Genomic DNA, 17514 nt, shown 5'->3' with positions numbered 1-17514 from the left:
AAAATTGAAATTTTTTAATGTATGATCGTGATTCGTGTAAAAGTTTGTAAATTTTATCTGTTATCTCTTTTCTTCATTTCTTTTGGTATTGCAAAAGCACAGCAAGTAGAATTGTCTGAATATTACAACCAACTGACTGAGGAAAAAGAATTATCATTCAATGAAAAAGAACAATTATTGGATAGTCTTTTACACTTAAATAATATTGAAATAGATACTTTAGAATTAGTTAAGATATACAGGGAATTCTTTACAGAAACAGATGGAACTAATATAAAAAGAAGACTTTTATATACTGAAAAAATAGAGGAATTAGCTGTACAGTTAAATGTATTTGATACAGATAACTTTAAGAAAAATCATCGCAACAGGATCTATTATTTAGGTCGAAATCAAGAATATTATAAAGGTTTAAAAAGTGCGCTTGACTATTTGAAAAGGTATCCAGAAACCAATAGTTCATTGGGTAAAGTATACCGTCAATTGGGAAATATCTACGGTGAATTAGGAGATTTACAAAAAGCAATTGACAATTTTGATAAATCTATCTACATCTATAAAGAAGTGCAAGATAACAAAGGATTAGCAACTTCCTTAAAAGATAAACTAGCAACGTATGTAAATTTGGAGGATAGTGCATATAATTTAAAAATAAGAGCACTTATTGAAGAAATGGAAGCACTAAAAAAAGACTATGATTTTACTCCTAAAATAGAGAAATCTTATGTGAATAGTTTGGGTTATTTTTTCGATTTTTTAGGAGATTATTCAAAAGCTAAAAACTATTATTTTGAAGCGTTGAATATTTCAATACAGGAAGAAGATTTTGAAAACACTTTTTTTATGTATTTGAATCTTGGAGTACTATCCAAAAAGGAAAATGACTTGCAAAAAGCGTTACAGTATTTCCAAAAAGCTTTGGAATATACATATGAGGATAAGAATAAAGAAGCCATGGTTTTCAACAACCTAGGCGATATTTGCCAAATAGAAACTAACCACAAAAAAGCACTCATTTACTACCAAAATGCCATCACACAAGCATTGCAAATAGAAACGCTAAATCCTCAAACATTACCAAATTTTCAAGACATTGAACTTTCACCCAATAAACTAGATGTGTTAGGATACCTAATTGACAAAGCAAATGGTTGGTTGGCGTATTATGAAGCCGAAAATTACAACGAATATCTTCAATATGCACTAGAAACTTTTACACTAGCCGATCGGCTTATTGACATTATTTATGTTGAAAGTAGAGAAGACTTGTCAAAATTATTTTGGCGAAAAAAAGGAGCTACATTTTATCCAAAAGCAGTAGAGGTTTGCTATCGTTTGCAACAACCTGAAAAAGCATTCTTCTTCATGGAAAAAAACAAAGCCATGTTGTTGCTAGAAAATATGACGAATGCCACCGCAAAACGCTTGTCTAAGCTTCCCGAAAACATCCTGAATCGTGAACAAAACCTCATCAAACAAATCAAAACATTAGAATCTGAAATACAAGGCAATGCAACCGTAAAAACGAAACGAACAGATTCCTTAAAAAACACCATATTCATTTACAAAACAGCCTACAACGCATTCATAGATTCGCTAGAAACAAGCTATCCAAAATATTACAATTACAAAACAAACATTCAAATTGTTACACTAAAAAAAGTTCAAAAAAGCTTGCAAAAAGATGCACTAGTATTGCAATACATTGTGGGAACAGAAAAAGGGTTTGTAGCTTTAATTTCATCTGACGAAGTTCAGCTACAAGAATTGCCACCAACCGAAATACTATCCAAAACAGTGACAACCTATAAAAATGCAGTCTCCAAACCGTTTGTCAACAAAAATGACAAGCAAACTTATCAAGAAGTTGCCACTAAGCTATACAAACAGTTACTTCCATTTGAAAACGCAGCACATTTTTCACAAAAACGAATTACCATCATTGCCGATGGCATGTTGCAATACATTCCGTTTGAAGCGTTACGGATGCCAAACAATGAATATTTAATACAAAATGCCGAAATTCACTACAACTATTCACTGTCTTCTGCGGCGCAATCAAAACAAAACAAAACGCCCATTTCGGAAACATTTATTGCCATTGCTCCAACAAAATTTAAAAATAATCAGTTTGCTACATTGACAACAAGTTCAACAGAACTGCAAAAATTGACAAATATCTTTGATGCGGATCATTTTCAATATGAAAACGCTACTAAAGAACGATTCACTACGGCGTATGGAAACTACAAAATCGTACATTTATCAACGCACGGCGGTATTGATAACACAGTTCCTTGGATGGCATTCTATGACGAAAAAATAACGCTTGACGAATTGTATTTCACCAAAAACCAATCGGATTTAGTTGTGTTAAGTGCTTGTAAAACCTCAGATGGCGAATTAAAAAAAGGGGAAGGCGTAATGAGTTTGGCAAGAGGATTTTTCAACGCAGGTGCCAAAAGTGTGGTTTCTTCTTTGTGGGATATCAATGAAAAAGCGAGCAATGAGATCATTCAAGAATTTTACAAAAACATTGTGGCTGGCGATACAAAATCGGCAGCGTTGCAAAAAGCAAAACTTAGCTACATTCAAAAAAATAAAAACACGAGTGAAGTATCTCCGTATTATTGGAGCGCGTTAACTTTAACAGGCGACGCCAATCCGATAAGCGTCAGTCAAAACTCAAATCTCTATTATATTTTGGGCGGAATAGGCTTGTTTGGAATTGTAATTTTCCTCAGAAGAAAACAAACCACTACAAAGGCAAGTTAGTGAAAGTCTCCCTACTCAAATTCATACTGTCGCAAATTCGAAATCATCTCAGAAACCATCCTCTTCATATCAAACTTTGGCGACCAATTCCAATCGTTTAAAGCTGCTGTGTCATCAATACTTTCGGGCCATGAATCTGCAATTTTCTGTCTTGAATCAGGCTTATAATCAATAGTAAATTCAGGAATAAATCCTTGAATTGCTGTTGCCAATTGTTTCGGTGTAAAACTTAAAGAGGAAATATTATACGATGAACGAATTTTAACGGTTTCAGATGCGGCATTCATAATGGTAATTGTGGCACGGACAGCATCTTCCATAAACATCATTGGAAGCGCAGTGTCTTCTTTCAAAAAACACGTATACGAACCTTTTTCAATGGCTTCATGAAAAATTTCAACAGCATAATCTGTAGTACCGCCACCAGGATTTGCTTTCCAGCTGATCAATCCAGGGTAGCGAATGCTGCGAACATCTACATTGTGATTCTTATGATAATATTCGCACCAACGTTCACCAGACAATTTACTAATTCCATACACGGTAGAAGGTTCCATGATGGTATGTTGAGGTGTATTTTTCTTAGGAGAATTTTCTCCAAAAACTGCAATAGAACTTGGCCAAAACACTTTTTGAATCACTTTGTCTTTTGCTAAATTCAATACGTGAAACAAGGAATTCATATTCAAATCCCATGCAAAATCTGGTCGTTCTTCGGCAGTGGCAGACAATAAAGCCGCCATTAAATACACATCGGTAATCTCATACTTTTCTACACAAGCACTGATGGCATTTTTATCACGAGCATCCAAAACTTCAAAAGCGCCATGATTAAAAATATCATTCTCACTTTTGCGAATATCAGATGCAACCACATTTGAAACACCATACGTATTTCTTAAAGCAGTTGTCAATTCTGTTCCTATCTGCCCACAGGCACCAATAATCAAAACCCTTGTACTCATCAAAAAATCGGTAAAAAAGATTTACAAAGATACAGAATTCTAATTCGAGTAAATGCGAAAAATTGATAAAAAACGTCAAAATTTTGATAAATTCATAAAATACAACACCTTAACATGGTAAACTTTGTTAAAAACACATGCTAACTTAAAAAACTACCTATATTTGTTTTGACTTTTTATTTAATAAAATTAGTCCAAAACCAATGAAAAGAATTATAGTATGTATCCTTGTTGGAATTACTTTCTTTGCTTGTAAGGATGAAGAGCAAGGAAAGCGTATCCCAAAAAAGGAAAACCAAGCTGAATATTTTGAAAAAAACAAGCTAAATGTTCCTAAAAAGGGCGCGTTAAAAAGCTTGACAGCAACGCAAAAAAAACTTGTACAAGATTGGTTAGAATTCAAAACGGTGCATGAAAGCATGAAGCTTATCAACAATACAACGCGTTTTTCAATTACAGAAGATTTAGGGCAATTAGCAGCTAACATTGAGGAAGTTGATAAGAAAAAATTTCCTAAAGAATTGGACGTAATGCAAATTCGAAGTCGATTTCTAGTCCTAAAAACAAAAGCGCTAAAACTGCAAGATGATGCTACAGATGAAAGTATTTCTAACGATTTTATAGAACAAGAAATCGTGGAAATGAACAACGTATTTCATTCGGTGTGTTATCAAGTAGAACAAGCTACGTTACTCAATATGGAACCCGAAGAAATATTGGGCGATTTATTCAAATCGGATAGTACAGAAGTAGAAAAAATAGATCGTAAAACAGCACCAATTCCCAAACGAAATATGGTGCCAACGAAGCGATCTACCAAACGTTTCAAAAAAACAAAAACAGAAAATAACTAAATTTTGAAAAAAATCATCCCAATCATTGCTCTCATGCTATGCATTTCGTGTAATACTGAAAAAGCACGTCAAAAAGTAGATGAGTTTCGTTTAGCGCAACATAAAACTGAAATCAATACAGTGTTAGATGCGTGGCATAAAGCTGCTGCAGATGCAAAATTTGACGATTACTTCTCAAAAATGACAGACGATGCTATTTTTATTGGAACTGATGCATCGGAAAATTGGAAAAATGCTGCATTTAAAAACTTTTCAAAACCGTATTTCGACAAAGGAAAAGCATGGAGTTTTACCGCGTTAGAACGCAATGTATTCCTCTCAGAATATGGCGATATTGCTTGGTTTGATGAATTATTGAACACGCAAATGGAATTGTGTAGAGGCTCAGGTGTGGTTAAAAAAGTAGGCGATACATGGAAAATTCAACATTATGTACTTTCCATTGCGATTCCTAATGACAACGTAAAAGAAGTTGTGGCGCTAAAGAAACAATATGATTCCATCATCAAATCAAAACTATAAAAATATCTTAAATAAATGTTAATGTACTCAGTATCTGTAACATTAACACTCCTAAATACACTAAAGAACGTAGAACTAAAACAAGAACTAAACAATGAAGACTAACACTCTAAAATTTGCATTCTGCTTTACGGCAAGTGCACTTATTTTTTCATGTGCAGGTGAGAAAAAGGAAGAAAAAGAAAAGGAAGTTGCACAAGTTCCAGGGATCAACTTGGAATATATGGACACTTCTGTAAAGCCAAATGACGACTTTTACACGTATGTAAATGGAAAATGGATGGAAACAGCCGAAATTCCTGCCGATAGAACTTCTTGGGGAGGATTCGGAGTATTGCGTAAAGATACCGATAATGATGTTATTGAAATTATAGAAAAAGCCAACGAAAGCGGAAAATATGCTGCAACAACTGATCAAGCGAAAGCATTGTTCATTTACAACTCTATACTAGATACAGTTGCTAGAAATAAAGCAGGCATCAAACCATTACTTCCAGCATTAGAAGCTATTGAAAGTATCCAATCTATTGAAGATATGCAAACCGTATTGGCAAAAAATCCAACAACGGTTTCTGGGCCATTTATGGGATTAGCAGGTTTTCCGAACCTAAGCGACAGTAGTATGAATGCTGCATACATAACGCCAGGCGGTTTGGGATTGCCTGAAAGAGATTACTACTTAGACGAAGATGATAAAGCAAAAGAAATCAGAGCAAAATATGTAGCGCATATTACACGTATGTTACAGTTTTTAGGTGATGATGAAGCAAAAGCTAAAAAAGATGCGGAAACTGTATTGGCATTAGAAACGAAATTGGCAAAGCCACGTTTAGACAAAGTGCAAAGCAGAGACATGCGTAACTTTAACAATCCAAGAACAATTGCAGAATTGGGAGAAATGACGCCTATAATTGACTGGAATAAAATGATCACCGATTTAGGTGCTAGAAAATTAGACACTGTAATTGTAATGCAACCAAACTACATGACAGCGTTGCAAGAAATTCTTAAAACAGAAAGTATTGACGATATCAAAACCTTAATGCGTTGGTCTACATTAGATGGTGCAGCAGGAATGTTGACTACTGAGTTGAACAAAGCAAACTGGGAATTTTACTCAAAAGAATTAAACGGAGCAAAAAAACAACGCGATGCTAAAGAAAGAGCATTAGCTACTGTAAATGGTTCGGTTGGAGAAGCAATAGGACAATTATATGTAGATGCAAAATTTCCGCCAGAAGCGAAAGCAAAAGCAGAAAAAATGATTGCAAACGTAATTGCTGCATACAAAGATAGAATCATGGTGCTAAAATGGATGAGTCCAGAAACGAAGAAAAAAGCAGTTGAAAAATTAGACAAATTCACGGTGAAAATTGGATATCCAGACACATGGGAAGATTATTCAACACTAGAAGTGAAAGAAGGAAATTCATACTACGACAATATGATGGCTGTTGGCGAATGGTCTTTAAGAAAAAATTTAGATGAAATCGACCAACCAGTTGACAAAACAGAATGGGGAATGTCGCCACAAACGGTCAATGCATATTTCAATCCATTAAACAACGAAATTGTATTCCCAGCCGCTATATTACAGCCACCTTTCTACAATTATCAAGCGGATGATGCGGTAAATTATGGTGGAATTGGTGCTGTTATCGGACACGAAATCTCACACGCATTTGATGATTCAGGATCACGCTTTGATGCGGATGGAAACTTGGTAAACTGGTGGACACCAGAAGATTTAAAGCAATTTACAGAAAGAGGAAACAAATTGGCCGATCAATACAGTGCTATTGAAGTATTGCCAGGCGTATTTATCAATGGTAAATACACTTTAGGAGAAAATATCGGAGATTTAGGCGGTGTTTTAGGTGCGTATGACGGATTGCAGCGTCACATCAAAGAAAATGGACGTCCAGATAAAATTGACGGATATACAGCAGAACAGCGTTTCTTCCTTTCTTGGGCAACCGTTTGGAGAACCAAAATTAGAGAAGAAGCCTTGCGTACGCGTATCAAAACAGATACACACTCGCCAGGACAATACAGAGCCTATGTTCCTTTGCAAAATATTGACGCTTTCTACGAAGCATTCAATATCAAAGAAGGAGACAAAATGTACATTGCTCCAGAAGATAGAGTTCGTATTTGGTAACATTGTGTTGAAGTCTCAGACTTCACACATAACGTTAACACAACAACAAAAAATGCTATGCAAAGCCTCAAACTTCGCATAGTATTTTTTATTGTAATCTAAAACCCAATCGTCTTCTTCACAATAATGGCATCATTCAATACAAAAGGTCGTGGCATCATGTTTTTAGCGCGCGCAGGAATAGAAAACAACGGATTTTCCATCAAGTCAAAAGAAGCTTCATACAAAATCAATTCAGGTTTTGCATTGGGTTGTACGGTAAACGACAATACTAACGGTTCGTTGTCAGACACATAATAACTCGTCAAACGATTCCATGTATTATTTGGATATTTTAAAGACATTCCGTTCACTTTTGCGCTAGTAAACTTGGTTTCGTTACTAAATACTTCCATACGATTTACAGCTCGCTGCGACGTAATTTTTACGTCTACATGTCGCAAATTATTATATGTAGTATCTTTTATAGTTTCTATTAACGGCATGGAAACTTGCTTTACAGGCGCTGCTTGCGTATATGTAAATTTTGCTTTGTACTTGCTGTCCATCACGTTTTTTGCAGTGGAAACTTCGCCTTCTTTAATGTAATTCCTTGTCCAATCATCCAAAATGCCATCATACGTGTTCCAACTGGCTTTTTGTGCATCGGCATCTAAAACGTACACCAAACTATTTGGCTTTTGACGTTCTTCTGTAAAATCTGATCTCGAATGTGCTACAAAAAAGGCAATAATTGTCAATAAGAAAAACATACGTGCTGTCCATTTTGGGCGTTTGTACAATCCGAAAACGGGCATTAACAATCCTATAATTAACACCACCAATAACGGAACTACGATGATGATTTTTAAGCCCAATCCTACTGGAAATAATTTAATAAATGGACTTAAAATAAAAATAGCTGGCAAAGCCAAAATGGTATACAATAAGGTAGTAGGTGTATTTTTTTGTTTGATCAGAATGAACAATGAGAGCAACATAAACAATACTGGAATCGTTATAAAACTAGCACCATCTAAATACAGAGCAGCCAAAATACTAATAACAACCCACAAGAATAATGGCGCAATGGATAAGTTGGCAGCTGTTGTCTTTTTTCCGAATTTATAATAGGAATAAAACGTAATTCCCAACGCAAAAAGGGCAAAAAGTGTAATATATGTATGACCATTATACGGAAATCCGTGTTGAATTTCTGCGTACTGCGGATACAACCAAGAAATAAACAACCAACCTATAAAAGTCAATCCGCAACTTGCAATCAACGCGATGAAGAACGATACAAACCCTTGTAAAACGCCTTTTTGAGAAAGCATATTTTCTTTAAAACCATAAAAAAGAACCCCAATAAATAACAACACAATAAGTATCAACATCGGAACAATCCAGCTAATTGGATAGGTGTGAAAACCTAATGGTGAGTTGAAATAAATTAAATCTTCATCGGTGGTAATTTGCGTTAAATCTTGCTTGGAAAAATAATCAAGCAATGGCATTAAGTACGCTCCTTGATGCGTTAAGGTGTTAAAATCTAAATTTTCAGGTGTGTCATTTGCGGTATGGTAATCGTAATGATCGTCAATAAACGCAAAGTTAAATCCTTGAATGTTTCCATCTTCCCGAAAAACGGTCAAATCGGTATCATTTGGCAGCTTTTTGTAAATACTATACGCGAGCGAATTCCCTACAGGATATTGCAAGTTAGCATTTTGAAACGCTTTGATGAGTTTGGCATTTCCAGCATTCGTTTCCAACAACATAATGCTTGGTCCGCCACTTCCGCGCGCTTCAAAATTTAATACCAATCCAACATCTTTTGCCCACGGATGTTTGTTAACGAATAGTTCGGCACCATTTAAGCCTAATTCTTCTCCATCAGATAATACTAAAATAATATCGTTTTCAGGTTGTTCGCCTTTCGCTAAAAAGGCACGTGTTCCTTCTAAAATTGTAGCAACACCACTTGCAGCATCACTTGCGCCGATTGCAGAATGCGGATCACTATCGTAATGTGACAATAATAATAAAGCTTTTGTCGAATTTTTTCCTTTAATCCGCGCTAGTATGTTTTTAGGTTTGGAAATATTTCCTGAATTATCGAGTGTAAATCCTTCTTGTATAATAGGATCGAGTCCTAATTGTTTCAATTCAGAAAGGATATACTTACGGACTTCTGCATGTGCTTTTGAACCTACATAATGTGGTTTTTGCCCTATTTTATTCACATGTGTAAAGGCGCGTACGGTGGAGAATTCTTCAACAGGAATTTTTTCTTCGGTGAGCTCTTGTGGCATATCACTATGAAAACTATAGTAAACTGCAAAAGCAATCAGTAAAAATGATAGAAACGTATAACGTGGATTCGGTGTAGTCATGTTGATTGATGGAATGGTTGCTTAAAAATACTAAAAAAGAGTACAGGAAATGTTAAGAAACATGGGTTTTAGGTTAACTAATTAAAAATGAGTAACTTTAAAAGAATCTAAAAACACCTAAGTCATGGCAATAAAAAGTTTTCAAGGTGCGCGTAAGTCGCAATCGGGCAATTCAAGTAAAGTAGAAGCATTTAAAGTAAGTGATTATATGACGCGAAATTTAATCACGTTTAAACCGGAACAAACTGTAGAAGAAGTTATTCAAAAACTCATTCAACATAAAATATCAGGCGGTCCCGTTGTCAATGATAAAAACGAGTTGATCGGTATTATTTCGGAAGGCGATTGCATCAAGCAAATTTCGGATAGTCGGTATTATAATATGCCCTTTGAGCATAATAAAATTGAAGCACACATGGCAAAAAATGTAGAAACCATTGATGGTGATTTAAACATTTTTGATGCAGCCAATAAATTTATTGAATCTAAAAGAAGACGATTTCCTATTGTAGAAAATGGAAAACTCGTGGGTCAAATTAGTCAAAAAGATATTCTAAAAGCGGCGATGAATTTAAAAGGACAGAATTGGAAATAATACCAATTTAACTATAAAATGCAATCTATAATTTGGTTCATTCGCCATTCTAGTTCCTTGCGAATATGGCTATGTAAAGTTTTTACTGCGTTCTATGATACCAAAGCAACTTCGTCTCTAAAGTCGCATTTTATAATCAAATTGGTATTAGTTTGTTTTATTGACAACCTTAGTAATACCTGTAATGATAAGTTTATGCTTTTTAGTGCCAGTTAATGTGAGTATTTTTGAACCAGAATAACCTTCAATTTCTTCGTTGATGGTTTTCCACTGTGCAATGCCTTTTACCACCACTATTTCTCCTACTTCAATAATTCCTTCTCTAAATCGCAGGTATTTCTTTTTATTGGCTTTCCAATCGTATCCATCTTCTTCATATTCTTTTAACGTATACTTAAAACTGAAAGGTAATCCGTCTAATTTTTCAGGTGATTTTTGATTTTCCATAGAAAAATAGCTCTCATTGGCGTCATACAACATAAGATTGGGAACAATCATAATATATGCGCCATCGACATCCAAAAAAAATTGCTGATATATGTTTTGTTCAGATGCAGTACTCCAATATGAGTTTTCTGTGGAATATTCTTGAAGTTGTACGCTATAACAAACACAAGATCGATTGCTTAGTTTTGCTTTTAATAATGAAGTGCCTGCTACAACCTTTCCTTTAAAAGTAATATAATTACCGTTTTGTACTTCCGAAACTTTTAATCCTTTTTTATTCTTTAATTTTCGTGTAATGATCGCTTCTTTTCTGAAAAAAAGGTGATCTATAAGTACAATAATGATGACGATTATTGTAGCATACATGATGTATATTGGGTTGTAATCCATACTTATGATGTCTTTGCTAAGTTGACAATTACAACTTTCTTTGTATGCGTTCCATGGCTTTGGGTTCGTCTGTAATGAGCAACTTTTGTTCTTTCGTTCCAGTCAACGCCAACACTCTTGAATCAGAATAGCCATCAATTGGTGTGTCAATGGTTGTCCATTTGCCAATGCCCATTACGGCGATTTCTTCGTCAATTTCAATGACACGTTCTGTATAATGTATGGTACGATTCAAGCCGAATAAGCCCGTACTATTTTTACCATATTCATTCAAATAATGTTCTACATCTTCATTTGCATTTTTTAAGAAACCTGAGCGAAATTTATGATCGGCTACCAAGTGAATTCTTTTTTCTTCGGTACGTCTATCGCTTAAATGAATCACGGCACTTTCTGTTCCAGCTTGAATGAAGAAATCTTGAAATTGAACATCGTTTATGATATTTTTCCAGTGTTTTCCGCGTTTTTCTTTTACGATGATATCATAATATACACATTTGCGTTTGCTCAACGGCGCAATTAAAGGGTTGCCCGCATGTTTGGCTTTTCCAACAATTTTCACATATTCACGGTTGCGTACGCTGTGAATCGCTTTTCTACGTACTTTCTTTAATTCTCGAAGTATTCTGTTTTTTTTACTAAAGAAAGTACTTAGGGTAATAAGCATAATTCCGCTAACGATAATAACTCCTATAATGATGTATTGTACCATATTTTTAATTGTTCAACTGATTGTTATTTTGAAAACGGTGTCAAGCATTTTTTTTCACCAACAAATAATAGTCATTTTCCAACGGCAAATATCCTTGGTCATATACATAATAGTAGGTAGAATTGGATTTTGTTACATATATTGACGTGAAATAGTTAAAATCGAATCCTTTTTCTAGCAGTTTGGTTTTGGGCATTTTTGTTTTACCACTTACATTTAAATCTTCTAAAATACGCCAGTTTTTGCGCAAGCGATTGTTGATATTTCGGATCAAATTTTTACCATCTTTATTTAGTCGATTGTTGTACGAATTTCGACAATAATCGCTGCAAAACTTTTTATCGACGCGACCTTTGAACGGCTCGCCACATTCTAAGCATTTCTTTTCCATGATTAATTTTTTTGTTCAATTTTATACCAACGCAGCATCATATTTTCAGGTTCATAATAAAAATCTTCTACATAGTTGAGTCCAATCTTTAGTAAAATCTTGTGCGAAGCTTCATTTCCTATTTCGGTAATTCCGTAAACGGTATCAAGTTTTAACACGTTCCAAGCATATTGTAAACAAGCAATTGAAGCTTCTGTGGCAAATCCTTTTCCCCAAAATTCACGTCGCAATCGGTAGCCGATATCGTGAAAATTTGTTTGGTTGTTAAAGGTATAATCGTTATATAATCGCATGCCGCACCAACCTATAAATTCGCCAGTTTCTTTTAGTTCAACTGCCCAACGTCCGAAACCGTGTGCTACATATTGCTTTTGCACATCTTTAATATATTTTAATGCTTCGTCTTTATGTTTGATTGGTTTATTGCCTAAATATTTGTGTACTTCTGGATCGGAATCCAAAGCAAACATACTATCAAGGTCTTGTTCTGTAAGGTCTCGAATACAAAGTCGTTCGGTTTCTAAATGTATCTTCATGTATTTAGTATAGTTGCCTAATATACGTAAAATTATCCAATTACAAACGACTACAAATATTTGTAAACGAAAGTAAGCGTGTCGTAACCGAATAAAATTTGCAAGTCGTTTCATATTTGCACTGTTGAATCACAAGAACGATTCGAACACAAAATCAAAATACTAACTTTTAAAACATAAACATTATGAACACATTACGCAACAGAGTACAGTTAATCGGAAACTTAGGAAACGATCCAGAAATTATCAATTTAGACGATGGAAAAAAAATCGCAAAATTTTCTATCGCAACCAATGAAACGTATAAAAATGCTCAGGGCGATAAGATTGAAAACACCTACTGGCATTCCCTAATCGCATGGAACAAAACAGCAGAACTCGTTGAAAAATATTTACTCAAAGGAAAAGAAATTGCCGTCGAAGGAAAATTGACCAATCGTTCTTATGAAACCGACGAAGGTGAAAAAAAATATGTAACTGAGATTATAGTCAACGAAATATTAATGTTAGGAAGGTAGATTTGGGAAATCTATTGCTTATCTGTAAAGAGGCTGATTGTTGGGAAATCAGTCTCTTTTTATTCTTGTACAGCTTCTTCTTTTTCTTCTTTCGTAAAATTGAATATGTTTTTAGTTTCCAAATTTTGTTCGTCAAACTCCAAATAAAAATCATGCAAATCTGAAGCTTCTTTCATAACTTCAGTATGCATCTCAGTAAACGAAATAGAATCTCCGTCAATATCAATGCCTGTAGCACAATAATTAAATAGTCTTTTCTGCAAATTATCGTAATTGATAAATGCTTTCCCGTTTCGATGAATACTTTTTTCTTGATCAAAGGTACTTGCCGACAAACCGAAAAAAGAAGTCAGTGAGGTAAATACTAAGAATAGCACTTTGACAGTATGTGATGTTCCTTTCCAACCTTCTTGAGTAATAATAAAAACCGTTAACGCAGAAAGAATAGAGAACAGCAAAAATAATGTCATCGAAGTAAAATGATAGGTGTATAACTTTAAAAAAGTAACTTCGTGTTGTTCCTTATAGTTTTGCAATGCACTGTTTAAAATAATCATGCGTTTCTCTTCGGAATCATTCGTAGTAATACAATTTCGAATCCCTTGTTCTGAATGTAGCTGACTCACAGCATCCATGGCACTCATTAATTCTTTACCTTCTTTATCAGCGTGTTTTCTTAAAAAGAAAATTCCAACAGCCGTTAAAATAACAATAACTAAAATAGTGATAATCGTTTCCGTGAGTTTCTTTTTGTATGCAACGTTCATAATGATGGGTTGTTATTTTTGGAGGATTAAAGATAACGAAAAGATTGAAATAGTAGAAAATAAGGAATTTGAACAAAACACGACAATAAATACGTACTAAAACAGATAGCAAACTTGTCAAAAAAGGAGGCTGCTAAGCTTTTAAAAAAAGGAGATGACTGAGCTTGTCGAAAAAGGAGGCTGCTAAGCTTTAAAAAAGGAGGTGACAGAGCTTGTCGAAAAAGGAGGTGACTGAGCTTGTCGAAGTCACTCCACACGCCTCAACGCACCCAAATCTTCAATCTTAATTTGCTTGCCTTTTGTAGAAATAAAACTGTCTTTTTTAAACTGTGATAAAATTCGAATTACAGATTCCGTCGCGGTTCCCACAATATTGGCATAATCTTCACGAGAAAGTACAATGGTGAGCATGCCGTCTTCGTTGGTTCCAAATGCCGAATGAACGTATATTAACGCTTCTGCTAAGCGTTGTCGTACTGACTTTTGCGCCATATTTACTATTACATTATCAGCTTCACGCAAATCTTTTGCCATGTGTTGCAACACGTCCATAGAAAAGTTGGAATTTTCATGTAAATCAGTCATAATTTCATGCTTCGGAATAAAACAAACTTCCATTTCGCTCAAAGCAGTAGCACTCAAATTTGTTACCTCTTCACTCACCAACGAACGTTGTCCCACCAAATCGCCTTTCACCACCAACTTTACAATCTGATCTTTTCCGTTGGCACTCAACTTGGTCAATTTGCAAACACCTTCTTTAATACAATAAATTCCATTTACATTTTCACCTTCATCAAAAATCAATTCCCCTTTTTTAATCGTTTTGGAAACTTTGCAATTAGAAATCCGAACTAACTCTTCTCTCGTCAATGATTTTAACGAATTAAACTGTCGGACAATACACTGTTCACAATTGCTCATAATAGAAAATTTAGATGGAACTTACGGAACCTTTTCACAAATCAAAAAGTTGAAACAAGTTCATACCTATAAAGGTATTCAAACTATGACAAATATCATATTTTATCAGTAATTCATTTGTAACCTTTGTTACAGGTATAAATGAGCAATATTATGAGCGAAACTACATGTTTTCATTGTGGTGATGTATGTGAAGAAATCATTCAAATAGAAGAAAAATCTTTTTGTTGTTTTGGCTGTAAAACCGTCTATGAACTGTTTGCAGAAAACGACTTATCATGTTACTACGATTTACAAAATTCACCAGGTGCCATTCCAAAAGAAATACAAGGAAAGTACGATTTTTTAACGCAGCAAAACATCATTGATAAATTATTGGAATTTAACGATGATGGCAAACAAATAGTTACCTTGTACATTCCACACATTCACTGTAGTTCCTGTATTTGGATTTTAGAAAACTTGCACAAGCTCAATGCTGAAATCACAGCATCGCAAGTTAATTTTGGCAAGAAAACAGTTCGTGTTACGTACAATTCAACCAACTTTTCACTAAAAGAAGCCGTATTGTTGTTGAGCAAAATTGGCTATGAACCGTACATCAGTTTGGAAGATTACAGTACGGGAAAAACCAACATCAATCGTACGCTCATTTACAAACTTGGAATTGCAGGATTTGCCTTTGGGAACGTCATGTTTCTATCGTTTCCCGAATATTTTCAAGTCAGTGGCTTTTGGATTGAACAATACAAAGTTGTCTTTCGTTGGCTAATGTTTGCCTTCTCACTTCCTGTGGTTTTCTATGCCGCGCAAGATTATTTCATTTCGGCATACAAAGGACTACGTGCCAAACTCTTAAACATTGATGTGCCCATTGCATTGGGAATCTTGGTGTTATTTTTGAGAAGCTCTGTGGAAATCATTTTTGATTTGGGTTCAGGTTTTTTTGATAGCCTTACGGGATTGGTCTTTTTTCTATTACTTGGGAAATTTTTCCAGCAAAAAACCTATACGTTTCTTTCGTTTGAACGCGATTATAAATCCTACTTTCCAATTGCCGTTACCAAAATTTTGAAAGGAAAAGAAACACCCATTCAAGTGTACGATATCAAAAAAGGTGATCGTTTGCTCATTCGAAATGAAGAATTGATTCCGGTTGATGGCATCTTGATGAATGGAAATGCTGCTATAGATTATAGTTTTGTCACAGGCGAATCAGAAACGGTTCAAAAACAATCGGGCGACAACCTATTTGCCGGCGGAAAGCAAACCTCAGGCATCATTGAAATAGAAGCGATCAAATCGGTTGAACAAAGTTATCTCACACAATTGTGGAGCAATGACGTCTTCGAAAAAAACAAAGAAGAAGGCTTCACCACCTTAACAAATGCAATTAGTAAACATTTTACCATCACAGTATTATCCATTGCGATAATTGCAACTACTTTTTGGTTATTTTTTGATGCTTCCAAAGCGATGAATGTCTTTACGGCTGTATTAATCATTGCCTGTCCATGCGCAATTGCATTGGCAGCACCATTTACCTTTGGAAACTTATTGCGCATCTTTGGAAAGTTGAAATTCTACGTAAAAAATGCCAGTGTTTTAGAACAATTAGCCAGTATCAATACCATTATTTTTGACAAAACAGGAACGATTACTTCCAACAAAAAAAGCACGGCAAATTACGAAGGCGAACAATTAACAACGGAAGAATTGGTGTTGCTAAAAAGTACCTTGCGCGGTTCCAATCATCCGTTAAGCAGAACGTTGTACAACATTTTAGACGCACAAAACATCGTTACACTCGATCATTTTGAAGAACATGTTGGAAAAGGAATGACCGCACGATATGATAATAACAATATAAAAGTAGGCGCGGCAACATTTGTAGGACATCAAGAAGATAAAAAAGTACTCAATACTACGGTTCATATCAGTGCAAACAATTCCTATAAAGGAAAATATACCTTTTACAATAAATACCGAAAAGGGGTGTCAAAACTCTTCAATAATTTGAAGAAAAACTTTGATTTGGCAATCCTTTCGGGAGATAATGAAGGCGAACGTGAAAACTTAAAAAAGTTGCTTCCTGCCAAAACCAAATTGATCTTCAATCAAAAACCAAATGACAAACTCGAATACATTCACTATCACCAAAAAGAAGGTGCCAAAGTATTAATGGTTGGCGATGGATTGAATGATGCAGGTGCATTGGCGCAAAGTAATGTGGGAATTGCGCTCTCGGAAAATGTAAACGTATTTTCTCCAGCCTGCGATGCCATTTTAGACGCTTCCAAATTCAATCAATTAGATGCTTTTATCAATGCTTCCCAAGCGGCAATTAAAATCATCAAATGGAGTTTTGTACTGTCGTTTATCTACAATTCTATTGGTTTATATTTTGCCATAACGGGACAATTAGCGCCCGTAATCGCTGCAATTTTAATGCCGCTGAGTTCCATCAGTATTGTAGTGTTTACAACGCTTTGTACAACTGTTTTAGGTAAAAAGTTAAACAGATAAAGTAGCTTTTTTGGAAAGAATCATTCTAAACAAAAAATAAGCACTAAACATGACAA

The 17514-nt window shown here is 34.9% G+C and carries 15 protein-coding genes; 7 read left to right on the top strand and 8 right to left on the bottom strand.

Translation table 11 applies throughout. From position 1 onward, the window contains the following. Nucleotides 1-21: 21 nt before the first annotated feature. Nucleotides 22-2775 (top strand): CHAT domain-containing protein, encoded by a 2754-nt coding sequence (locus KORDIASMS9_RS03895; protein ID WP_114901581.1) that lies wholly within the window; start codon nt 22-24, stop codon nt 2773-2775. 11 nt (nt 2776-2786) lie between these two features. On the opposite strand, the gene KORDIASMS9_RS03890 is transcribed toward KORDIASMS9_RS03895, so the two are convergent. Then, nucleotides 2787-3740, bottom strand: coding sequence for an NAD-dependent epimerase/dehydratase family protein (locus KORDIASMS9_RS03890; RefSeq protein WP_114901580.1), 954 nt, complete (start codon nt 3738-3740; stop codon nt 2787-2789). 203 nt (nt 3741-3943) lie between these two features. On the opposite strand from KORDIASMS9_RS03890, the gene KORDIASMS9_RS03885 reads away from it, so the two are divergent. The 3 genes from KORDIASMS9_RS03885 (at nt 3944) to KORDIASMS9_RS03875 (ending at nt 7277) form a co-directional block, all read left to right on the top strand. Beyond that, nucleotides 3944-4594, top strand: coding sequence for a hypothetical protein (locus tag KORDIASMS9_RS03885; RefSeq protein WP_114901579.1), 651 nt, complete (start codon nt 3944-3946; stop codon nt 4592-4594). A gap of 3 nt (nt 4595-4597) precedes the next feature. Then, nucleotides 4598-5116, top strand: coding sequence for a nuclear transport factor 2 family protein (locus KORDIASMS9_RS03880; protein ID WP_114901578.1), 519 nt, complete (start codon nt 4598-4600; stop codon nt 5114-5116). A 94-nt stretch (nt 5117-5210) separates the two neighbouring features. After that, nucleotides 5211-7277 (top strand): M13 family metallopeptidase, encoded by a 2067-nt coding sequence (locus tag KORDIASMS9_RS03875; protein WP_114901577.1) that lies wholly within the window; start codon nt 5211-5213, stop codon nt 7275-7277. Between the two features lie 98 nt (nt 7278-7375). Here KORDIASMS9_RS03875 and KORDIASMS9_RS03870 read toward each other — a convergent pair whose 3' ends face one another. Further along, nucleotides 7376-9652 (bottom strand): M28 family peptidase, encoded by a 2277-nt coding sequence (locus KORDIASMS9_RS03870; RefSeq protein ID WP_114901576.1) that lies wholly within the window; start codon nt 9650-9652, stop codon nt 7376-7378. A gap of 124 nt (nt 9653-9776) precedes the next feature. Here KORDIASMS9_RS03870 and KORDIASMS9_RS03865 point away from each other — a divergent pair, with 124 nt between their 5' ends. Then, nucleotides 9777-10247, top strand: coding sequence for a CBS domain-containing protein (locus tag KORDIASMS9_RS03865; RefSeq protein WP_114901575.1), 471 nt, complete (start codon nt 9777-9779; stop codon nt 10245-10247). 147 nt (nt 10248-10394) lie between these two features. Here KORDIASMS9_RS03865 and KORDIASMS9_RS03860 read toward each other — a convergent pair whose 3' ends face one another. The 4 genes from KORDIASMS9_RS03860 to KORDIASMS9_RS03845 are packed head-to-tail and all read right to left on the bottom strand — an operon-like array spanning nt 10395 to nt 12723. Further along, entirely contained in the window at nt 10395-11084 is a 690-nt protein-coding gene (locus KORDIASMS9_RS03860) for a hypothetical protein (protein WP_114901574.1), read from the bottom strand. Nucleotides 11085-11112: 28 nt separating this feature from the next. Further along, nucleotides 11113-11796 (bottom strand): hypothetical protein, encoded by a 684-nt coding sequence (locus tag KORDIASMS9_RS03855; RefSeq protein WP_114901573.1) that lies wholly within the window; start codon nt 11794-11796, stop codon nt 11113-11115. Between the two features lie 40 nt (nt 11797-11836). After that, nucleotides 11837-12187, bottom strand: a complete 351-nt coding sequence (locus tag KORDIASMS9_RS03850; protein ID WP_114901572.1) for a hypothetical protein — start codon at nt 12185-12187, stop codon at nt 11837-11839. Between the two features lie 2 nt (nt 12188-12189). Continuing rightward, nucleotides 12190-12723 carry a GNAT family N-acetyltransferase gene (locus tag KORDIASMS9_RS03845; RefSeq protein ID WP_114901571.1) on the bottom strand — a complete coding sequence of 178 codons (534 nt, stop codon included), beginning with the start codon at nt 12721-12723 and terminating at the stop codon, nt 12190-12192. Between the two features lie 185 nt (nt 12724-12908). Between KORDIASMS9_RS03845 and KORDIASMS9_RS03840 the strand changes: the two genes are divergently transcribed. Further along, nucleotides 12909-13241 carry a single-stranded DNA-binding protein gene (locus KORDIASMS9_RS03840; protein ID WP_114901570.1) on the top strand — a complete coding sequence of 111 codons (333 nt, stop codon included), beginning with the start codon at nt 12909-12911 and terminating at the stop codon, nt 13239-13241. Between the two features lie 59 nt (nt 13242-13300). On the opposite strand, the gene KORDIASMS9_RS03835 is transcribed toward KORDIASMS9_RS03840, so the two are convergent. Both KORDIASMS9_RS03835 and KORDIASMS9_RS03830 read right to left on the bottom strand, forming a co-directional pair. Then, nucleotides 13301-14008, bottom strand: coding sequence for a hypothetical protein (locus KORDIASMS9_RS03835; RefSeq protein WP_114901569.1), 708 nt, complete (start codon nt 14006-14008; stop codon nt 13301-13303). Between the two features lie 246 nt (nt 14009-14254). Next, a complete protein-coding gene (locus KORDIASMS9_RS03830) occupies nt 14255-14932 on the bottom strand; it encodes a Crp/Fnr family transcriptional regulator (protein WP_114901568.1) in 678 nt (225 codons plus the stop codon). 153 nt (nt 14933-15085) lie between these two features. Between KORDIASMS9_RS03830 and KORDIASMS9_RS03825 the strand changes: the two genes are divergently transcribed. Continuing rightward, entirely contained in the window at nt 15086-17458 is a 2373-nt protein-coding gene (locus tag KORDIASMS9_RS03825; protein WP_114901567.1) for a heavy metal translocating P-type ATPase metal-binding domain-containing protein, read from the top strand. Nucleotides 17459-17514 lie beyond the last annotated feature (56 nt).

Origin of the sequence: Kordia sp. SMS9 (assembly GCF_003352465.1) — a bacterium.
Lineage (GTDB): Bacteria > Bacteroidota > Bacteroidia > Flavobacteriales > Flavobacteriaceae > Kordia.
Note: the sequence above shows the minus strand (reverse complement) of the source record. Positions and strands in the feature narration are given on the sequence as shown.

Excerpts from the sequence above, each read along its gene's own strand:
- KORDIASMS9_RS03850 (WP_114901572.1), bottom strand. The coding sequence starts at position 12,187 with ATGGAAAAGAAATGCTTAGAATGTGGCGAGCCGTTCAAAGGTCGCGTC.
- KORDIASMS9_RS03840 (WP_114901570.1), top strand. The coding sequence starts at position 12,909 with ATGAACACATTACGCAACAGAGTACAGTTAATCGGAAACTTAGGAAAC.
- KORDIASMS9_RS03875 (WP_114901577.1), top strand. The coding sequence starts at position 5,211 with ATGAAGACTAACACTCTAAAATTTGCATTCTGCTTTACGGCAAGTGCA.
- KORDIASMS9_RS03860 (WP_114901574.1), bottom strand. The coding sequence starts at position 11,084 with ATGGATTACAACCCAATATACATCATGTATGCTACAATAATCGTCATC.
- KORDIASMS9_RS03895 (WP_114901581.1), top strand. The coding sequence starts at position 22 with ATGATCGTGATTCGTGTAAAAGTTTGTAAATTTTATCTGTTATCTCTT.
- KORDIASMS9_RS03890 (WP_114901580.1), bottom strand. The coding sequence starts at position 3,740 with ATGAGTACAAGGGTTTTGATTATTGGTGCCTGTGGGCAGATAGGAACA.
- KORDIASMS9_RS03885 (WP_114901579.1), top strand. The coding sequence starts at position 3,944 with ATGAAAAGAATTATAGTATGTATCCTTGTTGGAATTACTTTCTTTGCT.
- KORDIASMS9_RS03855 (WP_114901573.1), bottom strand. The coding sequence starts at position 11,796 with ATGGTACAATACATCATTATAGGAGTTATTATCGTTAGCGGAATTATG.
- KORDIASMS9_RS03845 (WP_114901571.1), bottom strand. The coding sequence starts at position 12,723 with ATGAAGATACATTTAGAAACCGAACGACTTTGTATTCGAGACCTTACA.
- KORDIASMS9_RS03865 (WP_114901575.1), top strand. The coding sequence starts at position 9,777 with ATGGCAATAAAAAGTTTTCAAGGTGCGCGTAAGTCGCAATCGGGCAAT.
- KORDIASMS9_RS03835 (WP_114901569.1), bottom strand. The coding sequence starts at position 14,008 with ATGAACGTTGCATACAAAAAGAAACTCACGGAAACGATTATCACTATT.
- KORDIASMS9_RS03825 (WP_114901567.1), top strand. The coding sequence starts at position 15,086 with ATGAGCGAAACTACATGTTTTCATTGTGGTGATGTATGTGAAGAAATC.
- KORDIASMS9_RS03870 (WP_114901576.1), bottom strand. The coding sequence starts at position 9,652 with ATGACTACACCGAATCCACGTTATACGTTTCTATCATTTTTACTGATT.
- KORDIASMS9_RS03830 (WP_114901568.1), bottom strand. The coding sequence starts at position 14,932 with ATGAGCAATTGTGAACAGTGTATTGTCCGACAGTTTAATTCGTTAAAA.